We start from the raw sequence: 26,217 nt of genomic DNA on the forward strand, positions 1-26,217 counted from the left end.
CTGCCTTCTCCTCATTGAGTGTTTCCTGCATTCCCAATTGTTTCAGGCGGTCTGGAACAATCGAACTGGCCGGCCATCGTGTCCGCCGCCTGTCTTGCAAGAACATTGGCATTCTTGTTCGTTTGCGCGTCAACGCGGGCAATCTGGCAAGTTTCGCCGCCTGCTTTCAGCTGGGTGACAATCAGGACGCTGCCTGTCTTGCCGCCATCGCCGTAACTTGGAAACCATCGCAGGATAGTCGCAAATGGTTGACCGTCTCGCAGCCGCCATTCCAGGGTGTCATTGACCGTATTGAAGTTTGGTAAGGTCTGGCCGGCCGCCGGTTCATCCGCTGCAGAAGGTCCGAAAGAGACAAACATGCGAAGGTCGCCCTCAGCAACGTAGACCGATTGACCCTTGTATCCGGGGCATTCCCAGGAGCCGCCAAATGTGCCCTCTTCCGCGGCGGTTTCCAACTGCACGCAATTCTGAAGCTGGATTTTGGTGTAAGTACTTTCGATGGTTTCAGCAGTGCCGTTTCCTGTTGTCAGCGCCACGACTGCCGCGAAAACGGCCAATATCCGCGATACCTTTCGGAAAAATGGTGACATGGATTCCCCCTGACTGGCTTTTCCGTCATTAGAGGCATGCTCATCAATTAGGTGCAATGCAATAATTAAGGACTTGCACTTATCCGGCTGGGTTGCGATAGACGCACCACAGATCAACAGGAGTGTTTCAATGCGTATGGACGCTGTGCCGATCGGCAAGAACCCGCCAGAAGACATCAATGTCATCGTCGAGGTTTCCGTCGGCGGTGAACCGATCAAGTATGAGATGGATAAGGAAGCCGGGGCGATGTATGTCGACCGCTTTCTCTATACGCCCATGCGATATCCTGGAAACTACGGTTTTGTGCCACACACGCTTTGCGGTGACGGCGATCCGATCGATGTGGTGGTTGTCAATCAGCGGCCTATCGTTCCAGGTGCCATTATGAACTGTCGTCCGATCGGTGTGTTGCTTATGGAAGATGAGTCTGGTCAGGATGAAAAGATCATCGCCGTTCCTTCACACAAGCTGAGCAAGCGCTACGACGCGATTTCAGATGTCACTGATCTGCCGGAAATCACCGTCCAGCAGGTCAAGCACTTCTTCGAGCACTACAAGGATCTTGAGCCCGGCAAATGGGTAAAAGTCACCGGTATGGAAGGTGCGGAAGCAGCCAAGAAACTGATCATTGAATCAATTTCGCGGGCGCAAAAAGAAGCCGCAGAATAAGTTCTGCTCACAAAACTGCTGGAAGCCGTGACCGGATTTATCGCTCGGTTGCGGCTTCTATTCGTTCCATGTCCTGATCGGACAAACCGAAATGGTGGCCGATTTCGTGTATGAGGACATGTGCGACTACGTCGCCCAGCGTTTCGTCCATTGCCGCCCAATAGTCCAGAATGGGCCGTCTGAACAGCCAAATCCGGTTGGGCATCTGGCCGGTGCCAACGGCATCGCCGCCTTGTGCCAGCCCTTGACCTTCAAACAGGCCCAGAAGATCATGCGGATCCTCAATCCCGAGTTCATCCAGCACGTCATCGGGTGCATAATCGGCCAGGCTGATCTGCAAATGTCCGCAGCGCAGCAGCAAATCGTCCGGCAGGCCGGCCAGAATTTCGCTCGCCATGGCCTCGAAATCCTTGAGGCCCGGCGCTCTGCGCTCTGACCATCCGCTCCTGCTTATCGGGTTGATAGATGCCATTTTGGTTCCCTGACGGCCCGCAATTCGCGCCGCCGCTCAATTTGTCGTCGCTAACCCATGACGTAGGTAACGAAGAGATAGATCACCAGTCCCAACGCAAACACAACACCGAGCGACCGGCCGATCCGCGTGCCAATTATCTCGATCCGGTCTTCTGGATCCTTGTCTGCGGCGTTGAGGTGGCTCTTGGCTCTGTCCGCCATGCGCACGAAGGTCGAACCGACGATGGTTTCGCTTTCCGCTTCAACCCTGTCGATTGCTCTTAGCGCTTCTTCGCGCTGCTTTTCCTTTGGGTGCTTGGATCCGCTCATGCGCCTATCGTTGTTTGATTTTCGCGCCGTTTCAACAGAAAAGCGGACAAAAGCGCAAGAGCGGCAAGACCGGCGGAGGCAACAGCGTTCCAGCCCGCAAAGGATAGGCCGAGCATCCGCCAGCTGGCCTCCGTGCAGCTGACGACGCGTGTCGACTGAAGCGTCTGAAGCATGTTTGCGGCTGAAGCCGGCGCAGCGCTCCCGCCGCCGCAATCATTCGGTCCGTCCCAGAACTGCCATTCTGCACCCGATTGGTAGATGCCCAATCCGGCGCCATAGACGAAAACAGCTGCCACCGCCAGTAGCGTCAGCAATGCCATTCCGCTGCGTCCACGAATATGCAGGATGAAAGCCACAACAGTGAGCGGCAGGCCGACATAATAGGGAATTCTCTGCTCCAGGCAGAGCTTGCAAGGGATATAGCCGCCGATCAGCTGGAAACCCCAGGCAGTTGCAATGACTGCCAGCCCCGCGACAAAAATCAGCCCAATCAGGTTTTGCGCCATCCGGTCCGCCGACATCGCACCCTCGTTCGGTTTAGATAAATTTGATCAACAGGAAGCCGCCGACCAGCAGCACCACAAATATGGTGAACATGAGACCGAGGCGTTTTTCGATAAACTCCTTGATCGGTGGGCCGAAAACATAGAGCAGTCCGGCGACGATAAAGAAGCGTATGCCCCTGGAAACAATGCTTGCCAAGATGAATACCGGCAAACTCAGGCCTGCTACACCCGAAGCGATGGTGATGACCTTGTAAGGAAACGGGGTCAAGCCGGCTATGAAGACGAACCACCAACCCCAGTCATTGAACACGACCCGAAACTCGTCGAACTTGTCCATTTTTCCATAGAAGGAAAGGATCGGTTGAGCGACCTGCTCAAACAGGAACATGCCGATAAGATATCCGAGAATACCGCCGGCAACGGAGGTCAACGTGCACAAAAATGCATACCACCAGGCCTTTTCCCGGCGGGCGATGACCATCGGGATCAAAAGGATATCTGGCGGGATCGGAAAGAAGGAACTCTCGACGAAAGAAACGGAGCCCAGCGCGGCGGGTGCGCGCGGTCCGGCAGCGAGGGACAGTGTCCAGTCATAAAGGCGTCTCAACATGCCGCCTCCATAACTGGAGAGGGGTTAAAAGTCACCTACGGAAATAAGCTCAGCCTGTCACTTTTTGGGGTGTCCGGCACTGGAATGCGGATCGAGTTTGTTTTTTTGAGGCTGCGAAGAAGAGTTGAAAGCGTGGCCGCGAATGGGCTGAGCGTTTGAACAGTGGTGCCCCCCGCCGGAATCGAACCGGCACTCCCGAAGGAACGGGATTTTGAATCCCGCGCGTCTACCAGTTCCGCCAGAGGGGCAACTGACACCGGAGAGCGTGCCTATCATGCAGTCTTGGAGGATGCAAGCGGTTAGAGAAGAAAGCGGTGTGTCTGTTTTATGCAGTCAGGTGAAACGGATAAAGGAAGCCTTTAAATTGTCGGGATCAAAAGGCCCGCACATCGGATGATGCGTCCTGAGCCCGAAAGTGTTCCACTATCCCAAGCGCCGACTCAAATTACTTAGCCTGCGAAGAAAAGCGCAAATTGTGCGCTTTTTCTGGACAAGCTGATTTACCTTGGATAGAAAATTTGCATGAGTAAATCAGGACGTGAAATCGAGCTTAAGCTCGAACTTGACCCAATGGCGCAAGATGCCATGAAACGCGCTGGTACCATTGAAGGTTTTACGGCCAGCAGGTCGGTTACCAAGACCCTGCAATCCATCTATTTTGATACACCGGATCAGGCATTGCGCAGGGCTAAAATCTCCTTGCGTGTGAGGAAGTCGGGGCGCAGTTGGGTGCAAACGGCCAAACTGGGCACCGGCGTGATGGGCGGTCTGTCATCGCCAATTGAATCCGAGCACCCTGTGAAGAGCCGGGCTCTCGATTTTTCCGTTATCGAGGATCCGTCAGTCCAGGAAAAGCTCAGCGATATCATTGGCGAAAAGCCTTTGAGTGAATGCTTTGAAACGGTTATAAAGCGGACCACCCGCGAGCTGACCTGTGCGTCAGACGGTTCGCATATCGAGATTGCTTTTGATGCCGGAAACATCCTGGCGGGCTCTGGCAGCCAGCCGCTGGTTGAGCTGGAAATGGAACTGAAAGCGGGTCCAAGCCTTTCGATCTATGAAGCTGCGAAAGCACTTTTGAAGGATGTGCCCTTCCGGTTTTCTCCCTTCAGCAAAGCCGAGCGGGGTTTCCGGTTTTCCGAAGGCGTCGCGGAGGATGAACGAAAGCCGTTTTTTGCCAAAGCGATCAGTTTTTCAAAAGGGTCCAGCGTCGAGCTTGCGTTCCGCGATGTCCTGCGTTCCTGCCTCACACAGATTTCGGAAAACCGGCTTGCGGTCCTCGCATCGGAAGATCCTGAAGGGCCTCATCAGCTCCGGGTGGGCCTGCGTCGTTTGAGAAGCGCATTCCGGCTTTTCAGGCCTATCCTTTATCCGGCAACGGCAGCGCCTCTGGATCAGATGGCGCGCAAGATTGCGGCCGAGGCCGGAGCCTTGCGCGATCTTGATGTTCTGATCGACGAGATCGTGTCGCCGCTTGTCGATAAGGCTCCCGAAACGCTTTCCTTCGATGCACTGCTGGGCACGCTGAATGCTTTGCGAGGGCAAGACACGCGCAAGACACTGACCGATCATCTGCAATCGGAGGAAGTGAACGCCTTTCTGCTGGACCTTGCCGCCTATACGGAAGGTCGGGGTTGGCTCGATCCGGAAAATTTCGATCAAACAGCACTGCTTGCACAACCTATCGAAAGTCACGCTAGCAAAGCGCTTGCCAAACAATGGAAGAAGGTTCTGAAATTCGGCAAGCGCCTGGAGGATTTGACGATCCCAGAGCGACATGAAATGCGCAAGGCTATGAAGAAGATGCGCTATGGCATCGAGTTTTACGGCAGCCTTTATCCGCAGGAGACGGTCAAACCGTTCCTGAAGAGAATGAAGAAACTCCAGGACATTTTCGGTTATCTGAATGATGTCGCCATGGCGGAGAGTCTGCCTGAAAAATGCAAGGTCAGCGGAGCGGGCGAACTTGCCGCAACCCAGGCTATCGGCTTTGTCATCGGTTGGCATGAGGCTCAATGCCAGTCCAAATGGCAACACGCCAAAGGCTACTGGGAAGCTACACGCGAAACGCCAAAGTTCTGGACGTAATCGAGCTTTCCGGAAATGAAGGCCTGGAACCTCCAGGAGCTGTTATCTTTGGTCAGATGATCATTGCCAAGGAAAGGCGCATCTTTTTCGGTCGCGATTGCGGAACCTCATGTTTCCTCTTCTTCCACCTTCACCCACGAAGGTCGCTTCAGCGAGTGTATGAGGATGGGGAGACCCGTAAAGACAACAAAGCCTGTTGCCACGACGGCGACATAGCTCGTCGGGCTTCCAACCGGCAGTTGGGTGGGCGGAAAGAATGAAGTCACGAATGCAAAGGCGACACCGGCGAAGCCGATACCCGCAATCGCCATCATTCCGGCCATGCCACCGGGCACTTTGTAGGATCGTGGCATTTCGGGATGGGTGATGCGTAGGCGTACTGCAGCTGCATACATCATCATGTACATCACCAGATAGAGTGTAATGGTCATCGCGGAGAGCAGAAAGAAGGCCACGGAGACGTCTTTCAGGAAGAAATAGAGTGACGCGAGAACCGTGACGATGCAGCCCTGCACCAGCAGGATGACCACCTGAATGCCATTCTTGTTGGTCTTTGCAAGAAGTGGCGGCAGCTCACCGTCGCGTGCCGTGCGCAAGAGGCCTCGGCTCGGTCCGGTGATCCACGACATCACGCCGGCAAGTGCCCCGAGCGCAATCAAAAGCGCGAGAATTGGAACCAGCCAGCTTAAGCCGAAACCTCCCAATGCGATGCTGAAGGCCTGCATCGGCCCCTGGTCGAGTGCAATCTTGTCTGCAGGAACAATTGCTGCCAGGGCCAGCGACCCGAGCAGAAACAACACCACGATCACAAGCACCGAAAGCAAAATGGCTTTCGGGAAATCGCGATGCGGATCCTTGAGTTCATTGGCGTGGACCGCATGTACTTCAACGCCAGCGAACAGCAACACGATACCGCCCAGAAAGGCGATGGACGAAAGCCCGGTAATGTGCGGGAAAAGCCGGATGTGAGCGTGAGCGCCTTCCGCTGCGGCTGGCAGGAAAGCGATGACATTGCCTTCCGCGATCCACGCCGCACCAAGCGCGATGATCAGAAGGCCGGGAACGACGGTTCCCAATACAAATCCGATGGATGTGAAGCGCGCGGCGGCGCTGGTGCCGGTCAATGCGATTGCGGTTGCGAACCAGTAAGCGCAGATGATGACCGTTCCTGTGTAAATTCCGTCATCGGCCAAGTTTGGCTTGCCGATGACGTAGGCCAGAGAAGCCGCAGCAAAGGCCAGTACGGTCGGGTACCAGACCACATTCTGGATCCATTGCAGCCAGATGGCGACAAAGCCGGCACGCGCCCCGAAGGGTGCTTTCACCCAATCGTAAACGCCGCCCGTGGAGCGGGCGAACATACCTCCAAGTTCTGCAGCAACAAGTGCGGCAGGAACCAGAAAAATGATTGACGCAAAGCCGATGTAAAACAGCAGCTCGGTGCCTTCGTCCGCCATCAGCGGCAGGCCGCGCAGGCTGACCACGGCGGCGACTGTCATCATGGCAAGACCAAGCACGGAGATCCTTCCGGCTCCGGAGGTCTTGCCGCCAGGCTGTGCTGTCTCGCTCATCTTCTTCACTTCCCGTGATGAAAGGTTGGTCCGGCTTCTATGTTCGACAACGGATTGCGATCCAGGAAAGCAATTGTTCGCTTCATGTCGTCCACCAGCAATGCCATAAGATCGCGGCCCATTCCGTGTCGAACGAGGACACGCTGCACGACCAGTTCATGCCTGTCCTTTGGAAGCGGGTAAGAGGCGATCTGCCATCCCCTCATTCGCATGCGTTCGGAAACATCATAGAGCGTGTAACCGCGCTCGGTGCTGTTCTTCAAAGAGTAACAGGCTGCAGGCAAACCTCCGTCACCGTTGTAGAGAATGTCGAAGTGACCGGTTTTTTCCAGTTCGTCAGCGAGGTACTGGGCGGCAGCGGCGCATGCGCCCTGAACATCGGTATAGCCCTTTTTGCCGAGCCGGAGGAACTGATAGTACTGCGCGATGATTTCGCCGGCAGGCCGGGAAAAGTTCAGGGCGAAAGTCGGAACCTGACCGCCCAGATAATCGACATTGAAGATCAGTTCTTCAGGCAGGTCCTCTTTTTCGCGCCAGACAACCCAGCCGACCCCTAGGGGCGCCAATCCATATTTGTGGCCTGAAGCATTGATGGATTTGACGCGGGGCAGTTTGAAATCCCAGACGACGTCCTCGTGCAGGAATGGTGCGATAAAGCCGCCGGAGGCAGCGTCGATATGCAGCGGAATATCAAGGCCACGTTCGGCCTGGATCTGATCCAGAATGGCTGAAATCTGCTCAACAGGTTCATAAACGCAGGTGAAGGTTACTCCGAGCGTAGCAACTACACCGATGGTGTTTTCGTCAACCGCATCCGCCACCTGGTCCGGACGCATTCCCAATTCGCCATCGAGGATCGGCAGCTCACGGAGCTCTATGTCGAAGTATCGGGCGAATTTGTGCCAGCAGATCTGTACGGGCCCGCAAATCAGGTTTGGTTTGTCAGCAGGCTTGCCTTCCGCCTCGCGCCGCTTGCGCCATTTCCATTTAAGGGCCAAGCCGCCCAACATGGCCGCTTCCGAAGATCCCGTTGTCGAGCATCCTTGCGTCGCTCCCGCCTCGGGCGCATTCCACAGATCGGCCAGAATGTGCACGCAGCGGTTCTCGATTTCCGCAGTCTGAGGATACTCGTCCTTGTCGATCATGTTCTTGTCGACACAGTCCGTCATCAGCTTTTGAACTTGCGGCGACGCGTAAGTGGTGCAGAAAGTCGCCGTGTTCTGGCGAGAGTTGCCGTCAAGAAGCAGCTCATCGTGAATGAGGTTGTAGACCGTGTCCGCGAGAGATGAATTCTCAGGCATCCTGTATTTCGGCAAGGGCTGTTCGGACAAGTCGCGAGTGTAGATATCGAAAACTTCGTCACGCCGGCTGGAAGACGTTTGGTAGAGAGGCAAGTGAGATCTCCTCTTGGTCACGGTGTCGCGAAAACCACGCACACCGCACCTTAGGCGTGTCCCGATAGCCCTTCAAGCACAGGTTCAACGCAAACTTAAGAACCGTTTCTTTCAACGAGACCGGTGGGCACAAGCGAAACAGATCAATGGGTTATGTCAGTGAGGCGGTCAAAAGAGGCCCATCCGGTGCCAACAGTCTGCCGGCAGGTTCTATGATCCGCGCAAGTGACAGATTTGTTCAAAACGACAAAAAAAGGCGCGGTTGTGCGCCCTTTTCTCAAGTTTCTCAGTCAATTGGTGTCTATGCAGCACGCACCTCCGACAGGAATGTCTCGATTGTGCTGCGCATATCTTCAGCCCTTTGTGCCAGCTGCGCTGAGGCTTGAAGTACGCTGTGTGCAGCGGTATCCGTTTCACTGGCTGCGCCGGACACTTTGGCGATCTGCTCGCTCACCACCGTGGTACCGCGTGAGGCCTGATCCACATTGGAGGCAATTTCCGACGTCGCGGACGTCTGTTGATCGACTGCGGAGGCGATCGAGGCGGAAACGGTGTTCATTTCCTCGATGATTTCTCCGATTGCCTCGATGCCGCCAACGGCGTCTCGTGTCTCTGCCTGGATCGCTGAGATTTTTTGTGAAATCTCCTCTGTTGCCTTGCCAGTCTGGCTCGCAAGGTCCTTCACTTCCGCGGCGACCACGGCGAAGCCCTTGCCTGCCTCTCCGGCGCGTGCGGCCTCAATCGTTGCATTGAGCGCCAAAAGATTTGTCTGTTCAGCGATGTTCTGAATGAGGCTTATGACCTCTCCGATGTCTTCTGCAACGGTTGCCAGTCCACCAATTTGCGTATTGGTTCTTTTGGCCTCCGAGGAAGCCTTGTCGGAGATCTCCGAGGAATGGCTGACTTGCTGACTAACCTCCTGCAAAGAGGCGGCAAGTTCTTCAGTTGCGCTGGCAACGGTCTGAACATTGGTCGTTGCTTCTTCGGCAGCCGCGGCGACGTCGCTGGCCTGACCGCTCGTGTCCTGTGCGGTCTGTGTCATCTGGGTGGCCGTGGATTGCATTGAAACCGTTGCGCCCTTGACCGAGTTCAGCATATCGCTGATCTGAGCACTGAACGTTTCAAGGAGGTCTGCAACGCGCGCATTCCTCTTTTCGCGTTCCTGCTGTTCAGCTTCCTGACGGATTGTCAGCTCCTGACGCTGGACTACTGCATCGCGGAACCCGGCCACGGATCTCGCCACGTTGCCGATTTCGTCCGGGCGACGTGCTTCGGCGAATTCAACTGCTGTGTCGCCGTCGGCAAGCCTGCCGGCGTCACCTACGAGACGCGCGAGTGGGCGCGTAATGCCGAAGGAAATGAATATTGCGAGGGTTATTGCCAGCACGAACGCAAATGCGGATGCGCCGATGATCTGCCATTCGGCAACGAATGCCTCGCGGAGTGTTTTTTGTCCGAGAGCACTGTTGTCCTCAACGGCACTTTCCTTGACTTGTGCAGCCCATCCGTTGACTTCAAAACCGGTCTTGTCGAGCACGCCTGTTCGAATTGAATTTCGCTCGAGAATGATGTCATGAACGCGCTGGGCCGAGGACTTATAGTCCACGATCATGGGGATTGTAGTTGCCAAGGTGGCTTTGCGTTCCGGGTTTTCGATGCTGTTATCCAGCAGGGCCAGCTCTTTTTCTATGACGCTCATTTCCATCATGGCGCGCTCAAAGTCTGTCGTGTTGTTGGTTGCAAGAAATTTTAGAACGTAAAGACGCGCCAGCAGAAAGTCCTGCGACGCCCTGGCCGCAAGGTTCGCGGTTTCGTAGTCACCGTCTTCAGTTGCCGTCTCGTTTATGGATGAAAGATTCTTGCGGGCTATTGGGCCGATCTTGTCGAGCTTGTTCAGGACAAGTTCGTCGCGCTCGCGATAGAGCGCAACGACCTGTTCAAGGCCGCCGGTAAAGTCGGTCAGACCGGATTTGATTTTTTGAACAAGTTCCACACGCGCTGGGTTTCGAATTTCAATTTCGGCGGTTTTGATCCCATCTTCCATCTGCCGAAGGAATTCGTTCGTGGCTTGTAGAGCCTCTTCTGACCGGGTCTGAATATACTTGTTGGTATTGACCAGAACCTTGGCCATATCGGCATTCATTTCGGATGCCAGAAGCGCATCGCCGCTCATGTCTTCCATGGCGGCAATGTCCTCACCAACAACCGACAAGCTGATATAGGCCCATACGCCAACGGCGGCGATGAATAGAGCAATGAGCCCAAAACCCATCAATATTCGATGCTGAACGGTCATTCTTCGAGCCTTTTCTGTCCCCACTTTGCAAAACGGATAGCGATCAAAGACTTTACGTACGGTAAAATACGTACTCAGTCAGCTCAGATAGAAATACCAGAAGTTGTGTTTGAGATAAAATGATCGTTTTACATAAAAATGAGAAACACTTGTGTATGCATTAGAGTAAGTCTCTGAATCATTTCGCGAATACGACCAGTCGTGAACTCTTGTTGTTTAATATTGTTAAAGGATGAAGGTCTTTATCCTTCACAATAGTCGACGCATTGCCGTGGAATAAGAAAAGATATTATTCCGCAAAGGAAAAAATAATAAGGGCTGAACCTACCAGTTGGGTTTGGGCCAATGGTCGAAATCAAGGGATTTTGGCGTCTCTCATCCTTGAGGGAATCGCATCGCTCCTTCTTGGATTTGCTCGCCAGGTAAATTGACAAGAGGTCTTCGCGCCTAGCCGTCACCATTGACGACGAGCTGGATCCTGTCAGCTGCAACGCGCGCACGTGTGTATTGGAGCGGCTTTCCGCTGTCGTCGAGATTCAGACTTTCCATCACCATTACGGGCTGACCGAGTGCGAGACCAAGCTGGCGGGCGTCCTGAGCGTCGACAAGTTCGGCCGTTATACGCGTTTCCTTGCGCTGATAGTCTTCAATGCCGGCGGCTTTCAATGCTTTGGTGACTGAACCGTTTTCGGCATAGTCCGCGACCAGATTGGGCACCCGAGATTGCTCAAACCAGCTTGTTGCAACAATCATCGGGGTTCCGTCTGCCACTCTCAGTGTTTCCACCCTGATCAAGGGAACTCCCAGCGGTACACCAAGTTGGTTGGCCAGGAATGCGTCGGCGTCTACGATGGAAGAGCCGATCAGCCGGCCGCTTGGGGCCCGGTGTTGACCGGATACAATTTCCGAAAACCGGGTACGAGGGCCGATTGGATAACTGAGCGGCGCTGAAGCGACGAATGTTCCGCGGCCCTGGTCGGCCCGCAGAATGCCCTCCGACGTCAGCGCGGCAATTGCCCGACGGACTGTGTGTCGGTTCACGCCGAACCGCGCGGCAAGATCGGATTCCGGCGGCAAGCGGCTGCCTTTCTCAAAGACTCCGCCAATAATGTCAGCCTTGAGTGTTTCCATGATCTGTCGCCAAACCGTTATTCCGGCGCCACGATCAACCGAGCTGTTGTTCGTCATGCGAACGTCATCAAATTTCAGTAGCAATTAGTCAATCAGTTTATTTGTATAGACAAATAGACAAATACTGCTTAAGCAGGTGCTGCCTGCATCTTCTTCTTAGGAACCGCCCAAGCAAAAAAGGCGCGCTTCATGACTGAAAAATCTTCTCAACCCAAGACGGACGGAACGGTGGAAGCCCGCCGGAAAGTCATGGCAACGCTCGCGGCTGCCTCGCCTGAGGCTGTTGCGGAAAAATACGGGACACTGCCGCCGCCCGATTATGACCTTGTCCGTCAACCCGAGACGGGTCTGGTGATGGTGCGCGGTCGAATGGGTGGCACGGGCAGTCCGTTCAATCTGGGCGAGGTGACGGTGACCCGCTGTGTCGTGCGCCTGAAAACAGGAGAAACAGGGAGCAGCTACGCGCTTGGCCGAAACAAGACAAAAGCGTTGCAATCGGCAGTGATCGACGCGCTTTGGCAGACCAGCGATGGCCGCGACAAGATTGAGACGGACATCATTGGGCCGCTTGATGGATTGCAAAGCACGGAAAAAGAAACCGTCAAGCAGGAAACCGAAGCGACCAAAGTCAACTTCTTTACCATGGTACGCGGAGACAACTGATGGACACGGCAATCAATGCAAGTGAGCAGTCCACCGCGCTTGCTGCGGGATTCAAGGATCCGGTTCATGATGCACAAGAGTGCTTCCGGGCGATCATGAATGCCATGGCGCGGCCTGGAACGGAGCAGTCGATCCAGCAAGTCGACTTGGCACCGCCCGCACCTCTCACACCCACCGTTGCGGCCGTTGCTTTGACACTGCTGGATTATGACACCCCCGTCTGGCTTGACCGGCCCTTGATGACGAGTGAAGCAGTCAAATCGTTTCTGCGTTTTCACACGGGGGCTCCGATCGTAAAGGAACCCGTTGAGGCGGCCTTCGCACTTGTTGCCGATCCTGCTCACCTGGTGCCCTTGACCAGCTTCAATCAAGGCTCGGCGGAATATCCGGATCGCTCTACCACGGTGGTCCTGTCCTCGCAGGAATTCAGCAAACACCAGGCAGTGACGCTTGAAGGGCCGGGCATCAAGGATAAGGCAAGCCTATCGACTGGGCCTTTACCGCCGGTTTTTTGGGATCAGGTCTCGGCCAACAATCGTCTGTTTCCGCGAGGAGTTGATCTGATCTTCTCCGGCAATGGACGCATATGCGCCCTGCCCCGTTCCACCCGTGTTCTGTTTTCGGAGATCTGAGCCATGTACGTTGCCGTCAAGGGTGGTGAGAAGGCCATCCGCAATGCTCACAAGCTGACTGCGAAACGCCGTCGGGGCGATACTTCCGTCCCGTCGCTGACACTCGAACAGATCGCGCAGCAGCTCAGCCATGCGGTTGCTCGCGTCATGGGCGAAGGTTCTCTTTACGACGAGACACTGGCAGCCCTGGCCATCAAGCAATCAAGGGGTGATCTCATTGAGGCAGCTTTCCTGATGCGGGCTTACCGCACGACGTTGCCACGCTTCGGATACAGTCAGCCTATCGATACTGCGGACATGCTGGTCGAGCGCAGGATCTCTGCAACTTACAAAGATCTTCCAGGCGGGCAAGTGCTCGGGCCAACCTTCGATTACAGCCACCGCTTGCTCGATTTCGCCTTGGCCGCGGAAGACGACAATGCAGAACCGGTGGCCGAAACCTCACCGCCCGACGAGGTTGCGATGCCACGGGTCACGGATCTCCTGGGCGATGAAGGGCTGATGGAGCCGGATCCCGTTTCAGACGAGACGGCTCCTGTCGGCGACCTGACCCGCGAACCGCTGTCGTTTCCGGCGGACCGGGATCTGCGCCTTCAGAACCTGGCCCGAGGCGACGAGGGCTTTCTCCTGGCACTCGCCTATTCGACGCAGCGCGGCTACGGCCGGACGCACCCTTTTGCCGGGGAAATCCGTTACGGCGAGGTCGAGGTTGAGTTCTTTGCCGAAGAGCTTGGGTTTGCGGTCACGCTCGGAACCATCAAGGTTACCGAATGTCAGATGATCAACCAGTTCAAGGGTTCGGCCAAGACTGCGCCGACCTTTACGAGAGGTTATGGCCTCGTTTTCGGTCAGGTTGAACGCAAGGCCATGTCCATGGCGATGGTCGATCGCTCCATGCGCTTTGAAGAATTGGGCGAAGAGCAGGTCGCACCGGCTCAGGATGTCGAATTTGTGCTGTCTCACTCTGACAATATCCAGGCGACCGGATTTGTCGAACACCTGAAACTACCACACTACGTCGACTTTCAGGCCGAACTCGTTCTGGTGCGCCAGATGCGTGCCGAATGGTTCGAAAAACGCCGACAGGAAGAAGACAGCGGCGATGCTGCCCAGGAGGCTGCGGAATGAACGACACGGCTCAGATCTATGACCAGGGCGAGTACAATTTCGCTTACCTGGACGAACAGACCAAGCGAATGATTCGACGAGCGGTCCTCAAGGGTATCGCCATCCCCGGTTACCAAGTTCCTTTTGCCTCCCGGGAGATGCCGATGCCGTATGGCTGGGGGACGGGCGGTGTTCAGGTGACTGCTTCGATATTGGGCAAGGATGATTGCCTGAAGATGATCGACCAGGGTTCAGACGACACCACAAATGCAGTCTCGCTCCGTGGCTTCTTCGAAAAGACGGCAGGTGTCAGAACCACCTATGAGACTTCCGAAGCCACCGTCATCCAGACACGTCACCGGATACCTGAAAAGGAATTGAGGGAAGACCAGATCCTTGTTTTTCAGGTGCCGATCCCCGAACCGCTTCGGTTCCTGGAGCCTCGAGAGACCGAGACCCGCAAGATGCATGCACTTGAAGATTATGGTCTGATGCATGTGAAGCTTTACGAAGACATCGCGAAAAACGGTCATATCGCAACGACCTATGCCTATCCTGTGAAGGTGAATGACCGCTATGTCATGGACCCTTCGCCGACACCCAAATTCGACAATCCAAAAATCGACCAGATGCCGGCGCTCCAGCTTTACGGCGCTGGCCGCGAGAAGCGGATCTATGCAATTCCACCCTATACGAAGGTGAAGAGTCTGGATTTCGAGGACTATCCCTTCGAAGTTCAAAAATTCGACAAACCCTGCGGACTTTGCGGTGCGGAAAATGTCTATCTCGACGAAGTCATCCTCGATGACCAAGGCGGCCGGATGTTCGTCTGTTCTGACAGTGACCATTGCGAGGAACGCCGGGCGAGCGGACATCTTGGTCCGATGGCCGCTGATCCGGCAGCCACGCAAATTGCCGGTGGTGCACCAGAGGAGACTGTCCGATGAACGTATTTCAATCCGAAGCTCCCTTGCTGCAGGTTCATAATGTCACGCGATATTATGGCGACAGGGTTGGGTGTCTGGACGTGTCGTTCGATCTTTGGCCCGGTGAAGTGTTGGCCATTGTCGGAGAAAGCGGGTCAGGCAAAACGACTTTGCTGAATTGCCTTTCAACCCGTCTTGCACCAACCGCAGGGGCAATCGAATACCGCATGCGTGATGGCACGATGCGCAATCTCTATCAATTGACGGAAGCCGAGCGTCGCCTTCTGATGCGCACAGATTGGGGTTTTGTGCACCAGAATGCGGCCGATGGTCTGCGCATGAATGTGTCTGCCGGTGCAAATGTCGGTGAAAGACTGATGGCCGTTGGCGATCGGCATTACGGGAACATTCGTTCCACGGCAGATGACTGGCTTGGGCGCGTAGAGATCGAAAGCGACCGGATCGATGATGACCCGCGCTCCTTTTCCGGTGGCATGCGTCAGCGGTTGCAGATCGCGCGTAATCTGGTGACACGTCCGCGATTGGTCTTCATGGACGAGCCGACTGGCGGGTTGGATGTTTCCGTTCAAGCTCGACTGCTTGACCTCTTGCGCCGTTTGGTGGCCGACCTTGGCCTTTCCGTAGTCATCGTCACCCATGACCTTGCGGTGGCAAGGCTGCTCTCGCACAGGATCATGGTCATGCGCCATGGCAATGTGATTGAGGCCGGGTTGACCGATCAGGTCCTGGACGATCCGCGCGAGCCGTATACGCAGCTGCTTGTCTCTTCCATTCTTCAAGTTTGAACGGGGTCGCTTCCAATGGCTGTTCGTCTCTATCTCAACAGTGTCGGCAAGACATTCACCATGCACCTGCAAGGGGGCACCGTCATTCCTGTCGTCGACAAGGTCGAATTCTCGGTTGATGCCGGTGAATGCGTTGTGCTGGGCGGCCCGTCCGGTGCCGGCAAAAGCTCAATCCTCAAAATGATCTATGGCAACTATCGTTGCGATCAGGGCCAGATTCTGGTGACCGTCGGTGACGATATTGTCAACGTGGCCGGCGCTGAACCCCGCGATATACTGAAACTGCGCAGCGATACCATTGGGTATGTCAGTCAGTTTCTGCGCACGATCCCGCGTGTTTCAGCAGAGGATGTTGTCGCTGAACCGCTGATCGCCCAAGGTTCAAGCGAAGAGGAAGGCCGTGACAAGGCAAGAAACCTCCTTGCGCGTCTGAATGTTCCTGAACGTCTTTGGACCTTGCCTCCGGCAACCTTCTCGGGCGGTGAGCAACAAAGGGTCAACATAGCAAGGGGCTTTATTGCGTACTATCCGGTCCTGCTGCTCGATGAACCGACCGCATCACTCGATGCAGCCAACCGGGCGGTGGTTGTCCGGCTGGTGGAAGAGAAAAAGGCGCAGGGCGTCGCCATGGTCGGCATTCTGCATGATCAGGATGTGCGCCAGGAAATAGCCGACCGTATTATCGATGTCACGACATTCAGCTCCGAGGCAGCCGCCTAGTGGCGGCAGGAAATACATCAAAAAGCCGCTCTGGACTTGCAGGTGGGCGACAATTGTCACAGAACGGTCATTGCCCACCGATAGGCCATCTGCAGCCGCCCACCTTTCACATGATTGTTCACCATGCGCTATGCAATTTATTTCGCCGCTACGGCAGATGACAGCCTGATGCTTCTTGGCAATGCCTGGCTTGGCAGGGACCCTTTCACGGGAGATCCGCTAGCGCAGCCCGGCATCGAAGGACTGTCTGATATGCGGTTTGCCGAGTTGACGTCCAGTCCGCGACGTTACGGTTTTCATGGGACACTGAAAGCGCCGTTCTTTCTGCGCCAGGGTGAAACGGAAAAGGCACTGGTGAGCGCTTGCGAAGATTTCGCTGGCCGCATTGCACCTTTTGAAATCCAAAAACTGGGAGTCAACAGGCTGGGAAAGTTTCTGGCGCTCACACCTGACCAGGACGAACCGGATCTGAAGGCTTTTGCCGAATTGTGCGTCCGTCACTTTGAAAAATTCAGGGCACCACTTTCCGATGCTGATCTGGAGCGGCGACGCAAAGGCGGCCTGACCCCAAAGCAAGACGTTTACCTGAAAGACTGGGGCTATCCTTACATCTTTGATGAATTCCGTTTTCACATGACGCTTTCGAACAAACTCGAAGTGGAAACAGAGGCGGAAAAGCTGACAGGTTCCGCGCGTGCCTTCTTTGCAAGGGAGACGGGCATTCCTCGCGGATGCCGCTATTTCGGGCTTTATGTGGAGCCTGAGCCGGGGGCACCATTTCAGGTTCGGAAAATCTTTGAACTCACAGGCGGCACAGCGCCGTGCAACGCCCAGCTTTCCGATGACAGTTTCACCCGCAAGGAGAACGCATGAGCACGCAGCCCAAGGTCTTCAAGAACGCCAAACTTGTTCTGCCCGACGATGTGTTGAACGGTTCGCTTCAAATTGACGAAGCGGGGCTGATTGCCGGTGTCGCGTCTCCCACGGAAACAGATGGTCACGATTGTGACGGCGACTATTTGCTTCCAGGTCTGGTTGAGCTGCATACGGACCACCTTGAAACACACTATGCACCGCGCCCAAAGGTTCGCTGGAACCCGATTTCAGCCGTTCAGGCGCACGATGCGCAAATTGCCTGCGCCGGTATTACGACTGTGTTCGATGCATTGCGGGTCGGCATGGATGAAGACGCTGATCTCAGATATCCGGATATGCGCAAGCTCGCAGACGCGATCGAAACCGGACAGCAGGAACATCGACTGCGGGCCGACCACTTTATCCATCTCCGCTGTGAAGTTTCGGCACCGGATGTGCTCGAGGCTTTCAAGGTGTTCGAAGACGACGACAGCATTCGCCTGATCTCGTTGATGGACCATACGCCCGGGCAGCGCCAATTCGTTTCGCTGGATGCCTACAAGATCTATTATCAGGGCAAAAAAGGCTTTTCTGACGCGCAGATGGAGGAGTTTATCCGCCGACGTCAGGAGCGTGCCAGCGGCCTGGCACCGGAAAACCGGCAAAAGCTCTCGGAAATTGCGCTGGCACGCGGTATCGCCATAGCAAGTCATGACGATGCAACACAGGATCATGTCGATGAGGCGATCGACCTAAATACGAAGATCGCAGAGTTTCCGACGACGGTTGAGGCGGCGAAGGCGTCTCATGCGGCCGGTATGGCGGTCCTTATGGGAGCACCCAACGTGGTCCGGGGCGGCTCACACTCCGGCAACGTGTCTGCAAGGGAACTTGCAGAAGCCGGTGTTCTGGATGTTTTGTCCTCCGACTATGTTCCAGTGTCTCTTCTTCAGGCCTCGTTTCAGTTGGCGGAAGAGATCGAGAGCATCTCTTTGCCGAAAGCCGTTGCCATGGTGACATCGACACCGGCCAACGCCATTGGACTGTCTGACCGAGGTGCATTGTCGCCGGGTCTACGGGCGGATCTCATCCAGGTGAAGATGGTCGGAAACATTCCGATTGTCCGGGGTGTCTGGCGTGAGGGCCGGCGGGTTGCCTGACATGCCGGTTGATGATGCCGGACTTGGCCCGGGCCGTATGGTTTTGGTTGTTGGACCGAGCGGAGCCGGAAAAGACACGCTTATGGCGGCCCTCCATGAGCGGTTGAAGTTCAGAAGTGATGTGGTGTTTGCGCGTCGCGCCATCACACGTGACGCAGATCCGGAGGCGGAAGACCACGATACGCTCAGTCGGGATGAATTCGAACGACTTGCCAAGAGGCAGGAGGTTGCCCTTTCCTGGGAAGCGCACGGTCTGGGCTATGTCATTCCGAAATCCTATGATGCGGCCATCGCCATGGGAGTGACGGTGATTGCCAATGGATCACGGAAAGTTCTTGAGCGGGCGGCGCAAAAGTATCAATCGGCTATCGTTCTTCTGATTACGGCTCCAATTGAAGTGCTTGCCGAGCGTCTGTCCGCCCGTGGGCGGGAAACCAAAGATGACATCAGGCGACGGCTTCAAAGGGCTGATCTGGAGCCGGACCAGGTTGCGAATCTGGTCCGAATTGAAAACACGGGTACAGTCGAAGATGGCGTTGCAGCAATGATGAAAGCGCTGGGCTACTAGACGCGGTCGGGCTGCACAATCGGGGGACGGCAATTGCCGCAGCTTCCTTGACTCCTTCCAACGTTTCAGGCATAGACCCGCCAACTCCATTTGAGTGACTGAAATTCGAACTGCCGACCGGGACCCGCACAGGTGTAAAGAGAGCCCGGAGGTTAACACCCGACAGCGCGTTGCGCCCTCGGGTGCTAAACTGCTTTGCATGGCTCGAACTGTTTGGATTTGTGTACCGGTTGCCCATATGGATCGGGAGTTCTCCCGAAACTGACGAGTTTAAGGACCACTGATGTTTGAAAGCCTGTCCGATCGATTAAGCGGAATTTTCGACAAGCTCACGGGCCGTGGAGCGTTGTCGGAAAACGACGTCAATGAAGCGCTGCGCGAAATTCGCCGTGCGCTGATTGAAGCCGATGTCGCGTTGCCGATCGTTCGCTCCTTTACCGACAAGGTTCGCAACCGGGCTGTCGGCGCGGAAGTGGTAAAGTCCGTCACGCCTGGCCAGATGGTCGTGAAGATTGTGCACGATCAGCTGATTGAGATGCTCGGCGAAGAAGGGCAACCGATCGATCTCAATGCGCCCGCGCCGGTCGCAATCATGATGGTCGGTCTGCAAGGTTCAGGTAAAACGACCACGACTGCAAAGATTGCCCGGCGGATGACCCTGCGCGACAAGCGCCGTGTCCTGATGGCATCGCTTGATACCCGCCGTCCGGCGGCTCAGGAGCAGCTGAAGGTTCTTGGTGAGCAGAACGAGATCGACACGTTGCCGATCATCGAAGGCCAGGGCCCTGTTGAGATCGCCAATCGGGCCATGTCGGCTGCAAAGCTTGGCGGTTATGACGTTGTCCTGCTCGATACTGCCGGCCGCATTCATATCGATGAGCCGCTGATGGTCGAGATGGCGGAAGTCAAATCCGCAGCTCAGCCTCACGAAATCCTGCTTGTAGCCGATTCCCTGACTGGTCAGGACGCCGTTAATCTGGCCAAGAATTTCGACGAACGGGTCGGCATCACCGGTATTGCGCTGACACGTATGGACGGTGATGGTCGCGGCGGTGCGGCCTTGTCCATGCAGGCGGTTACGGGCAAACCGGTCAAGTTGATCGGTACCGGTGAAAAATCCGACGCTCTTGAAGACTTTCACCCGAAACGGATCGCCGACCGTATTCTGGGCATGGGCGACATCGTCTCGCTGGTGGAAAAGGCGGCCGAGGCCATCGACGCGGAAAAAGCCGCCAAGATGGCCAAGAAGATGCAGAAGGGTCATTTCGACCTGGACGATCTTGCCGAACAGCTGAAGCAGATGGAAAAACTTGGCGGTATGTCCGGAATGATGGGCATGCTTCCCGGTGTCGGCAAAATGAAAAAGCAGATCGAAGCGGCCAACATCGACGACAAGATGTTCAAGCGGCAGGTTGCGATCATTCAATCAATGACACCGACGGAACGGCAGAAGCCTGATCTGCTGAAAGCCAGCCGTAAAAAACGTATTGCCGCAGGCTCCGGCGTTCAGGTAGCTGACGTCAACAAACTCCTGAAGATGCATCGCCAGATGGCGGACATGATGAAGAAGATGGGCAAGGGCAAAGGCATGCTGGGCAAGCTGATGGGCGGCATGGGCGGCGGAATGCCTGATGTCGATCCGAAGCAGCTTGAGGAAATGGCCAAATCCGGTCAATTGCCGGGTGGCATGGAGCTGCCTAAGGGCCTGCCCGGTGGCATGCCTGGCGGTCTGGGCGGTGCCGGACTGCCCCCCGGTATGCCGGGCCTGCCTGGTCTGGGTGGTCCGAAGCTGCCCGGATTGCCGGGAATGGGTAAGGGCAAAAAGCGATGAGCGAAGCTGAAACACGGCTCGCAGAGAGCGAAGCGCTTGGTGAGTTGAAATCACTCAGAGCCTCTATCGACAACATCGATGCAGCGCTCATTCACATGCTCGCAGAGCGGTTCAAATGCACCCAGAAAGTGGGTGTCCTGAAAGCCACAAACGACCTGCCGCCGGCTGATCCGGCGCGGGAAAAGATTCAGATCGAGCGGCTGAGGCAACTGGCCGGTGACGCCAATCTCGATCCTGATTTTGCCGAGAAACTGCTGAACTTCATCGTTCGCGAAGTGATCCGGCACCATGAAGCCATTGCCGCGAAAACCGGCAGCTAGAAACTGGAGACATAAAAATGGCTACGAAAATTCGCCTGGCACGCGGCGGTTCCAAGAAGCGCCCGTATTACCGTATCGTTGTTGCAGATATCCGCTCCCCGCGTGATGGCCGCTTCATTGAAAAAGTTGGTTCTTACGACCCGATGCTGCCGAAGGATTCCGAAGAGCGCGTCAATTTGAATGTCGAGCGCATTCAATACTGGCTCGACAACGGTGCAAAGCCGACGGACCGCGTACACCGTTTCCTGGATGCTGCCGGTCTTTTGAAACGCGAAGCACGCAACAACCCGAAAAAAGCTGAGCCGGGTGCAAAGGCGAAAGAGCGTCTGGAAGCCAAGCGCATGGCTGAAGAAGAAGCCGCTGCAGCGGCTGCTGAACCGGCAGCTGAAGAAGCAGCAACTGAAGAAGCTGCTGCTGAATAAGCAATGATGTTTAAGCGCACCGGTCTTGCTGCTGGAGGTCTTTTGACATGACATCGTCTGAAGATCAGAAGATCCTCCTTGCAAAGATCGGTGCAGCTCATGGCATTCGCGGGGAAGTGCGGGTCAAGCCTTTTGGTGATGACCCGCTCTCCTTCACCGACTATGGGGTTCTGACCACAAAAGACGGGAAACGGTCGTTTGAGGTCAAGAAAGCGCGTGTGCAAAAGACGGTCGTGATTACCAGCTTCAAGGGCGTCACTGATCGCAATCAAGCGGAAGCGTTGAACGGCGTCGAACTCTATGTCGACCGCGACCAGCTTCCCGAGACTGATGACGATGAATTCTACTATTCAGATTTAAATGGCTTGACGGTGCTGGATCAGGGCAATGAGGTCCTGGGCAAGATCGTTGCGGTGCAGGATTTCGGTGCCGGTGATCTGCTCGAGATTCGTCCTAAGCGTGGCCGAACGTTCTACGTGCCCTTCACGAAGGACTTTGTGCCTGAAATCGACCTCACCAATGGCAAAGTTCTTCTTGACTTGCCTGAAGACTATTTTTCCGAAGGAACGCCTGAGCCTTCAGAAGGCGCACCTGACAGGTAACGCGTCGGGACCGGTTCTAGACCCATGCCACTGAAATCAAGTTCTTCCGGAGTGTCCTGGACGGCTTGCCGTGCCTCGGACCGGATAAGGGCAATCAACGCAACAACCAGGGTCACGCCAATACCATTGGCGAACGCGTCAGGAAGCGACATTTCGTGATGCGGTAAAAACCCTTGAACCACTTCTCCTGCCAAACCCATGGCAAAGGCGACGACGGCCGATATCCGCAAGCGACAACAAAACAGTGCATGGATGGAAAGGGTCAGTAACGCGAAGAAGCCGATATGGATGACCTTGTCATAGGGATGGCCTACGCCGGTGTTGAACACCAGTCCTACAAGCACACCGAAGCTGATCAGGATGACCAGCGGCAACAAACGGCTCATGGAGATATCAAGATAATGCCGGTCAATCCGGTCCTGCACGAACGCCGGTAGTTTGAAACGGAAGACTGGAAACCTGACCACCTTGGGACACCTGACTGAAACGCACTTGCCACACGATGGGCCGTACCCTAATCAGTGCTTCCTTCAGGTTAAGAACCTGTAAGGGTGCGTTGACTTTTTTTGTTATGGTTAACCTATTCCTAACTGCACAGATATCGGCGATGTAACCCGGCCGGAAAAGCACTGAAAGACGAAGCGCAATGGCGTTCAAGGCGACACTGTTGACCCTTTACCCGGACATGTTTCCAGGCCCGCTTGGCCACAGCTTGTCTGGTAGAGCTTTGGAAAAGGACCTTTGGAACCTTGAGACACGCCAGATCCGGGACTTTGCAACAGATAAACATCGCTCAGTAGATGACACGCCTGCTGGCGGTGGTGCTGGAATGGTTCTGCGTGCAGACATTCTGGCAAAGGCGATCGATGCCGCAGCGTCTTCCGAAGACCCGCGTCCACGAATATTGATGAGCCCGCGCGGACTTCCCTTCACGCAGGAACGCGCCCACGAGCTGGCCGCCGGGCCCGGCGCAATTATCATCTGTGGTCGTTTTGAAGGTGTTGATCAACGTGTGATCGACGGGCGGGATCTCGAAGAGGTTTCAATAGGCGATTACATACTGTCGGGCGGCGAGATCGGTGCGATCACGATGCTGGACGCGATTATCCGGCTGATCCCGGGTGTCATGGGGAATATGGAAAGTGCAGATACGGAAAGCTTCGAAACCGGGCTTTTGGAGCACCCGCACTATACGCGCCCTGCGGAATTTGAAGGACGTGCCATTCCAGAAGTTCTGACTTCGGGAAATCACAAGAAAATCCATGACTGGCGCATGGCCGAAGCAGAGCGCCTCACCCGTGAACGCAGACCGGATCTATGGGATGCCTATATGGCGGATGAGGATGACGTGGATTGAGTGCTCGAATGTGCCCGGGGAGGCCATAGCCGAACCAAATACGTCAATTGACGGCAAACCTCAGATTAAGAAGCCCATTTTTGCATATTCTCTAATGACATTTTGCGAGATTTCCTGTATACGCCCGCGATGTTGGAAGAGGCGTGACCATCCTGATAGGGGGCGTGTTTCCTGAATTGCTTCTCCTGAGACGCAAATACTCAGAAAATTCCGGCAGATAATGCACCATGGCCCAAAGTCGGTGAACCCGTTTCCGGCCTTAGAACCGGACAGCGCTCTGACCGCTTTGTAAATGAAAAGGGAAAAATGCCATGAACATCATCGAGCAGCTTAATGCTGAAGAAATGGCGAAAATCGAAGAGCAGCGCAAACTGCCGGAATTTTCTCCAGGTGATACCGTTCGCGTCAATGTGAAGGTCACCGAAGGTAACCGGACACGTACACAGGCTTACGAAGGTGTCTGCATCGCCCGTTCCGGCGGCGGCATCAACGAGAGCTTCACGGTTCGCAAGATTTCTTACGGTGAAGGCGTAGAGCGTGTCTTCCCGATCTACTCTCCGATGCTTGAAGGCGTGGAAGTTGTCCGCCGCGGTAAAGTGCGCCGTGCGAAGCTTTACTATCTGCGCGACCGTCGTGGTAAGTCTGCACGCATCACCGAAAACACCAATGTTCGCTCCAAGCGCCTCAACGAGGAGCAGCGCGCTGAAGCTGCTGCTGCAAAAGTTGCCAAGGCAGAAGCGAAAAAGGCCGAAGCAGAAGCAGCTGAAAACGCTGCAGAATAAGCCGATCTGGCTTGAAAACACTTTTTGGAAAGGCGGTCCCAGAGGCCGCCTTTTTTGCAGTCTGGTGATGGCTGACGATCTGACGGTCAATCTCAGTTGAATTCAACTCAACTCGGCAATGCTTGACCTTCAAGCATCGCTGCGCCATTCACTAGGGCAACCGGCGCCGTGCAAGGTGCCAGCAGGCTTTCAAAGCTTGAGTTTACAGGACGCGACTTGAGACTCAGCTGAGTCCGAAGAAACTCCGGAGAGAAACGCTGCCTCATGACAGGCGCGCATCTCCGGTCGAAAATGAGGAGAGATCCATGGCTAAGGCACGGACGCTTTACGACAAAATCTGGGACGATCATGCAGTCGATATGCAGCCGGACGGAACTGGTCTGCTTTATATTGATCGTCATCTGGTGCACGAAGTGACAAGCCCCCAGGCGTTTGAGGGTTTGCGCATGCATGGCCGTAAGGTGCGTCAGCCGCAAAAGACACTGGCGGTCGTCGACCACAACGTCCCGACCACTGACCGCAGACACGGTATCGACGATCCGGAATCTGCATTGCAGGTCGAAACGCTTGCCAAGAACGCCACTGAATTCGGCATCGAATATTATTCAGAACTGGATATGCGCCAGGGCGTTGTTCACATTGTGGGTCCTGAACAGGGCTTTACCCTGCCTGGAATGACAATCGTCTGCGGTGACAGCCACACATCAACCCATGGCGCTTTCGGATCTTTGGCGCACGGCATTGGCACATCTGAGGTCGAGCACGTTCTGGCAACGCAGACACTGATCCAGAAAAAAGCCAAGAACATGCTGGTCAAGGTCGAGGGTGAGATCCCCGAAGGCGTGACCGCCAAGGACATCGTGCTGGCGATTATCGGCGAGATCGGTACAGCCGGTGGCACGGGCTATGTGATCGAATATGCTGGTGAAGCCATTCGTTCGCTGTCCATGGAAGGCCGGATGACGGTGTGTAACATGTCCATTGAGGCCGGTGCCCGTGCGGGTCTGATCGCCCCGGACCAGACCACGTTCGACTATATCGACGGCCGGCCGAAAGCTCCCAAGGGAGAGGCCTGGGAGATGGCGCTGTCCTATTGGAAAACCCTTTATTCCGATGCTGATGCCTATTTCGACAAGGTCGTGGAACTTGACGCTGCCAATCTGCCGCCGATCGTTTCCTGGGGGTCCTCTCCTGAAGATGTTGTGTCGGTCGAAGGCGTGGTGCCCGATCCAGCCGAAATCGATGACGAAAACCGGCGCGATTCCAAAAAGCGCGCACTCGACTACATGGGTCTTGAACCCGGTACAAAGATCACGGACATCAAGATCGATCGGGCCTTTATTGGCTCCTGCACCAATGGTCGGATCGAAGACCTTCGGGCAGCTGCCGCTGTTATCGGAAATCACAAGGTCGCTTCTCACGTCAATGCCATGGTTGTTCCAGGGTCGGGTCTGGTAAAAGAACAGGCTGAGGAAGAAGGTCTGGACCTTGTGTTCAAGGAAGCCGGATTTGAGTGGCGCGAGCCAGGCTGTTCCATGTGTCTTGCGATGAACGCGGACAAGTTGAAGCCGGGCGAGCGTTGCGCGTCGACATCCAACCGGAATTTCGAAGGTCGTCAGGGTCACAAGGGCCGGACGCATCTGGTGTCACCTGCCATGGCTGCAGCGGCTGCGATTGCAGGTCATTTTGTCGATATCCGGGACTGGACGACGAATTGATTCGACCAAGATAAAGCAAATCAAGGGCGCCTCCGGGCGCCCTTTTTCGTTTCAATTGTAGATCTGTCGCAATGACGCAGCTGGCGTGGCGTTTGCGCAAATGATTCAT

28 protein-coding genes and 1 tRNA gene are annotated in these 26,217 nt (G+C 55.4%); 18 read left to right on the plus strand and 11 right to left on the minus strand.

Features of this window, described 5'->3' with window-relative positions:
* Positions 1–11 precede the first annotated feature (11 nt).
* Positions 12–590 carry a hypothetical protein gene (locus FIV00_RS01750; RefSeq protein ID WP_152499201.1) on the minus strand — a complete coding sequence of 193 codons (579 nt, stop codon included), beginning with the start codon at positions 588–590 and terminating at the stop codon, positions 12–14.
* Between the two features lie 130 nt (positions 591–720).
* Between FIV00_RS01750 and ppa the strand changes: the two genes are divergently transcribed.
* Positions 721–1,260, plus strand: a complete 540-nt coding sequence (gene ppa, locus FIV00_RS01755; protein ID WP_152499202.1) for an inorganic diphosphatase — start codon at positions 721–723, stop codon at positions 1,258–1,260.
* 37 nt (positions 1,261–1,297) lie between these two features.
* On the opposite strand, the gene FIV00_RS01760 is transcribed toward ppa, so the two are convergent.
* From FIV00_RS01760 to FIV00_RS01780, 5 genes are all read right to left on the minus strand, one after another.
* Positions 1,298–1,732, minus strand: coding sequence for a metallopeptidase family protein (locus FIV00_RS01760; protein ID WP_152499203.1), 435 nt, complete (start codon positions 1,730–1,732; stop codon positions 1,298–1,300).
* A gap of 50 nt (positions 1,733–1,782) precedes the next feature.
* Complete coding sequence (locus tag FIV00_RS01765) at positions 1,783–2,043, minus strand: hypothetical protein (protein ID WP_152499204.1); 261 nt, start codon at positions 2,041–2,043, stop codon at positions 1,783–1,785.
* Positions 2,040–2,564, minus strand: coding sequence for a disulfide bond formation protein B (locus tag FIV00_RS01770; RefSeq protein ID WP_152499205.1), 525 nt, complete (start codon positions 2,562–2,564; stop codon positions 2,040–2,042). The genes FIV00_RS01765 and FIV00_RS01770 overlap by 4 nt, the downstream gene beginning before the upstream one ends.
* 16 nt (positions 2,565–2,580) lie before the next feature.
* Positions 2,581–3,159 carry a YqaA family protein gene (locus tag FIV00_RS01775; RefSeq protein WP_152499206.1) on the minus strand — a complete coding sequence of 193 codons (579 nt, stop codon included), beginning with the start codon at positions 3,157–3,159 and terminating at the stop codon, positions 2,581–2,583.
* Positions 3,160–3,322: 163 nt separating this feature from the next.
* Positions 3,323–3,407: transfer RNA gene (locus FIV00_RS01780), tRNA-Leu, on the minus strand.
* Positions 3,408–3,681: 274 nt separating this feature from the next.
* On the opposite strand from FIV00_RS01780, the gene FIV00_RS01785 reads away from it, so the two are divergent.
* A complete protein-coding gene (locus FIV00_RS01785; protein WP_152499207.1) occupies positions 3,682–5,247 on the plus strand; it encodes a CYTH and CHAD domain-containing protein in 1,566 nt (521 codons plus the stop codon).
* Positions 5,248–5,354: 107 nt separating this feature from the next.
* Here the strand turns inward: FIV00_RS01785 and FIV00_RS01790 are convergent, their stop codons facing one another.
* The 4 genes from FIV00_RS01790 to phnF all read right to left on the minus strand — a co-directional run bounded on the left by FIV00_RS01790 (position 5,355) and on the right by phnF (position 11,696).
* Positions 5,355–6,818, minus strand: a complete 1,464-nt coding sequence (locus tag FIV00_RS01790; RefSeq protein WP_152499208.1) for an APC family permease — start codon at positions 6,816–6,818, stop codon at positions 5,355–5,357.
* Between the two features lie 5 nt (positions 6,819–6,823).
* A complete protein-coding gene (locus FIV00_RS01795) occupies positions 6,824–8,212 on the minus strand; it encodes a glutamate decarboxylase (RefSeq protein ID WP_152499209.1) in 1,389 nt (462 codons plus the stop codon).
* Between the two features lie 301 nt (positions 8,213–8,513).
* A complete protein-coding gene (locus FIV00_RS01800; RefSeq protein WP_152499210.1) occupies positions 8,514–10,508 on the minus strand; it encodes a methyl-accepting chemotaxis protein in 1,995 nt (664 codons plus the stop codon).
* Positions 10,509–10,955: 447 nt separating this feature from the next.
* Positions 10,956–11,696, minus strand: coding sequence for a phosphonate metabolism transcriptional regulator PhnF (gene phnF, locus FIV00_RS01805; RefSeq protein WP_152499211.1), 741 nt, complete (start codon positions 11,694–11,696; stop codon positions 10,956–10,958).
* A gap of 132 nt (positions 11,697–11,828) precedes the next feature.
* On the opposite strand from phnF, the gene phnG reads away from it, so the two are divergent.
* The 13 genes from phnG (at position 11,829) to rimM (ending at position 22,251) form a co-directional block, all read left to right on the plus strand.
* Positions 11,829–12,302 carry a phosphonate C-P lyase system protein PhnG gene (phnG, locus tag FIV00_RS01810; RefSeq protein ID WP_152499212.1) on the plus strand — a complete coding sequence of 158 codons (474 nt, stop codon included), beginning with the start codon at positions 11,829–11,831 and terminating at the stop codon, positions 12,300–12,302.
* A complete protein-coding gene (gene phnH / locus FIV00_RS01815; protein ID WP_152499213.1) occupies positions 12,302–12,934 on the plus strand; it encodes a phosphonate C-P lyase system protein PhnH in 633 nt (210 codons plus the stop codon). The genes phnG and phnH overlap by 1 nt, the downstream gene beginning before the upstream one ends.
* Before the next feature lie 3 nt (positions 12,935–12,937).
* Complete coding sequence (locus FIV00_RS01820) at positions 12,938–14,062, plus strand: carbon-phosphorus lyase complex subunit PhnI (RefSeq protein WP_152499214.1); 1,125 nt, start codon at positions 12,938–12,940, stop codon at positions 14,060–14,062.
* Entirely contained in the window at positions 14,059–14,988 is a 930-nt protein-coding gene (locus FIV00_RS01825; RefSeq protein ID WP_152499215.1) for an alpha-D-ribose 1-methylphosphonate 5-phosphate C-P-lyase PhnJ, read from the plus strand. Before FIV00_RS01820 ends, FIV00_RS01825 begins: the two co-directional genes overlap by 4 nt.
* A complete protein-coding gene (gene phnK / locus FIV00_RS01830) occupies positions 14,985–15,773 on the plus strand; it encodes a phosphonate C-P lyase system protein PhnK (protein WP_152499216.1) in 789 nt (262 codons plus the stop codon). Before FIV00_RS01825 ends, phnK begins: the two co-directional genes overlap by 4 nt.
* Positions 15,774–15,788: 15 nt before the next feature.
* Complete coding sequence (gene phnL / locus FIV00_RS01835) at positions 15,789–16,493, plus strand: phosphonate C-P lyase system protein PhnL (RefSeq protein ID WP_152499217.1); 705 nt, start codon at positions 15,789–15,791, stop codon at positions 16,491–16,493.
* Between the two features lie 123 nt (positions 16,494–16,616).
* Positions 16,617–17,366: a DUF1045 domain-containing protein gene (locus FIV00_RS01840; protein ID WP_152499218.1), complete on the plus strand. Its 750-nt coding sequence runs from the start codon at positions 16,617–16,619 to the stop codon at positions 17,364–17,366.
* Positions 17,363–18,508 carry an alpha-D-ribose 1-methylphosphonate 5-triphosphate diphosphatase gene (locus FIV00_RS01845; RefSeq protein ID WP_152499219.1) on the plus strand — a complete coding sequence of 382 codons (1,146 nt, stop codon included), beginning with the start codon at positions 17,363–17,365 and terminating at the stop codon, positions 18,506–18,508. The genes FIV00_RS01840 and FIV00_RS01845 overlap by 4 nt, the downstream gene beginning before the upstream one ends.
* Position 18,509: 1 nt before the next feature.
* Positions 18,510–19,076, plus strand: coding sequence for a phosphonate metabolism protein/1,5-bisphosphokinase (PRPP-forming) PhnN (gene phnN, locus FIV00_RS01850; protein WP_152499220.1), 567 nt, complete (start codon positions 18,510–18,512; stop codon positions 19,074–19,076).
* A gap of 283 nt (positions 19,077–19,359) precedes the next feature.
* Entirely contained in the window at positions 19,360–20,907 is a 1,548-nt protein-coding gene (gene ffh / locus FIV00_RS01855; RefSeq protein ID WP_152499221.1) for a signal recognition particle protein, read from the plus strand.
* Positions 20,904–21,227 (plus strand): chorismate mutase, encoded by a 324-nt coding sequence (locus FIV00_RS01860; protein WP_152499222.1) that lies wholly within the window; start codon positions 20,904–20,906, stop codon positions 21,225–21,227. Before ffh ends, FIV00_RS01860 begins: the two co-directional genes overlap by 4 nt.
* Positions 21,228–21,244: 17 nt before the next feature.
* The gene (gene rpsP, locus FIV00_RS01865; RefSeq protein WP_152499223.1) at positions 21,245–21,649 is read left to right on the plus strand and encodes a 30S ribosomal protein S16; all 405 of its coding nucleotides are present in this window, start codon (positions 21,245–21,247) and stop codon (positions 21,647–21,649) included.
* A 47-nt stretch (positions 21,650–21,696) separates the two neighbouring features.
* Positions 21,697–22,251 carry a ribosome maturation factor RimM gene (gene rimM, locus FIV00_RS01870; protein ID WP_152499224.1) on the plus strand — a complete coding sequence of 185 codons (555 nt, stop codon included), beginning with the start codon at positions 21,697–21,699 and terminating at the stop codon, positions 22,249–22,251.
* On the opposite strand, the gene FIV00_RS01875 is transcribed toward rimM, so the two are convergent.
* Positions 22,200–22,718 carry an antibiotic resistance protein VanZ gene (locus FIV00_RS01875; RefSeq protein WP_152499225.1) on the minus strand — a complete coding sequence of 173 codons (519 nt, stop codon included), beginning with the start codon at positions 22,716–22,718 and terminating at the stop codon, positions 22,200–22,202. The two genes, rimM and FIV00_RS01875, sit on opposite strands and share 52 nt — an antisense overlap.
* A 179-nt stretch (positions 22,719–22,897) precedes the next feature.
* Between FIV00_RS01875 and trmD the strand changes: the two genes are divergently transcribed.
* From trmD to leuC, 3 genes are all read left to right on the plus strand, one after another.
* A complete protein-coding gene (gene trmD / locus FIV00_RS01880) occupies positions 22,898–23,608 on the plus strand; it encodes a tRNA (guanosine(37)-N1)-methyltransferase TrmD (protein WP_152499226.1) in 711 nt (236 codons plus the stop codon).
* Positions 23,609–23,919: 311 nt separating this feature from the next.
* Entirely contained in the window at positions 23,920–24,390 is a 471-nt protein-coding gene (gene rplS, locus FIV00_RS01885; RefSeq protein WP_152499227.1) for a 50S ribosomal protein L19, read from the plus strand.
* Positions 24,391–24,695: 305 nt separating this feature from the next.
* Complete coding sequence (gene leuC, locus FIV00_RS01890; RefSeq protein ID WP_152499228.1) at positions 24,696–26,108, plus strand: 3-isopropylmalate dehydratase large subunit; 1,413 nt, start codon at positions 24,696–24,698, stop codon at positions 26,106–26,108.
* Positions 26,109–26,217 lie beyond the last annotated feature (109 nt).

It is taken from the genome of Labrenzia sp. THAF82 (assembly GCF_009363435.1).
Taxonomy (GTDB): domain Bacteria; phylum Pseudomonadota; class Alphaproteobacteria; order Rhizobiales; family Stappiaceae; genus Roseibium; species Roseibium porphyridii.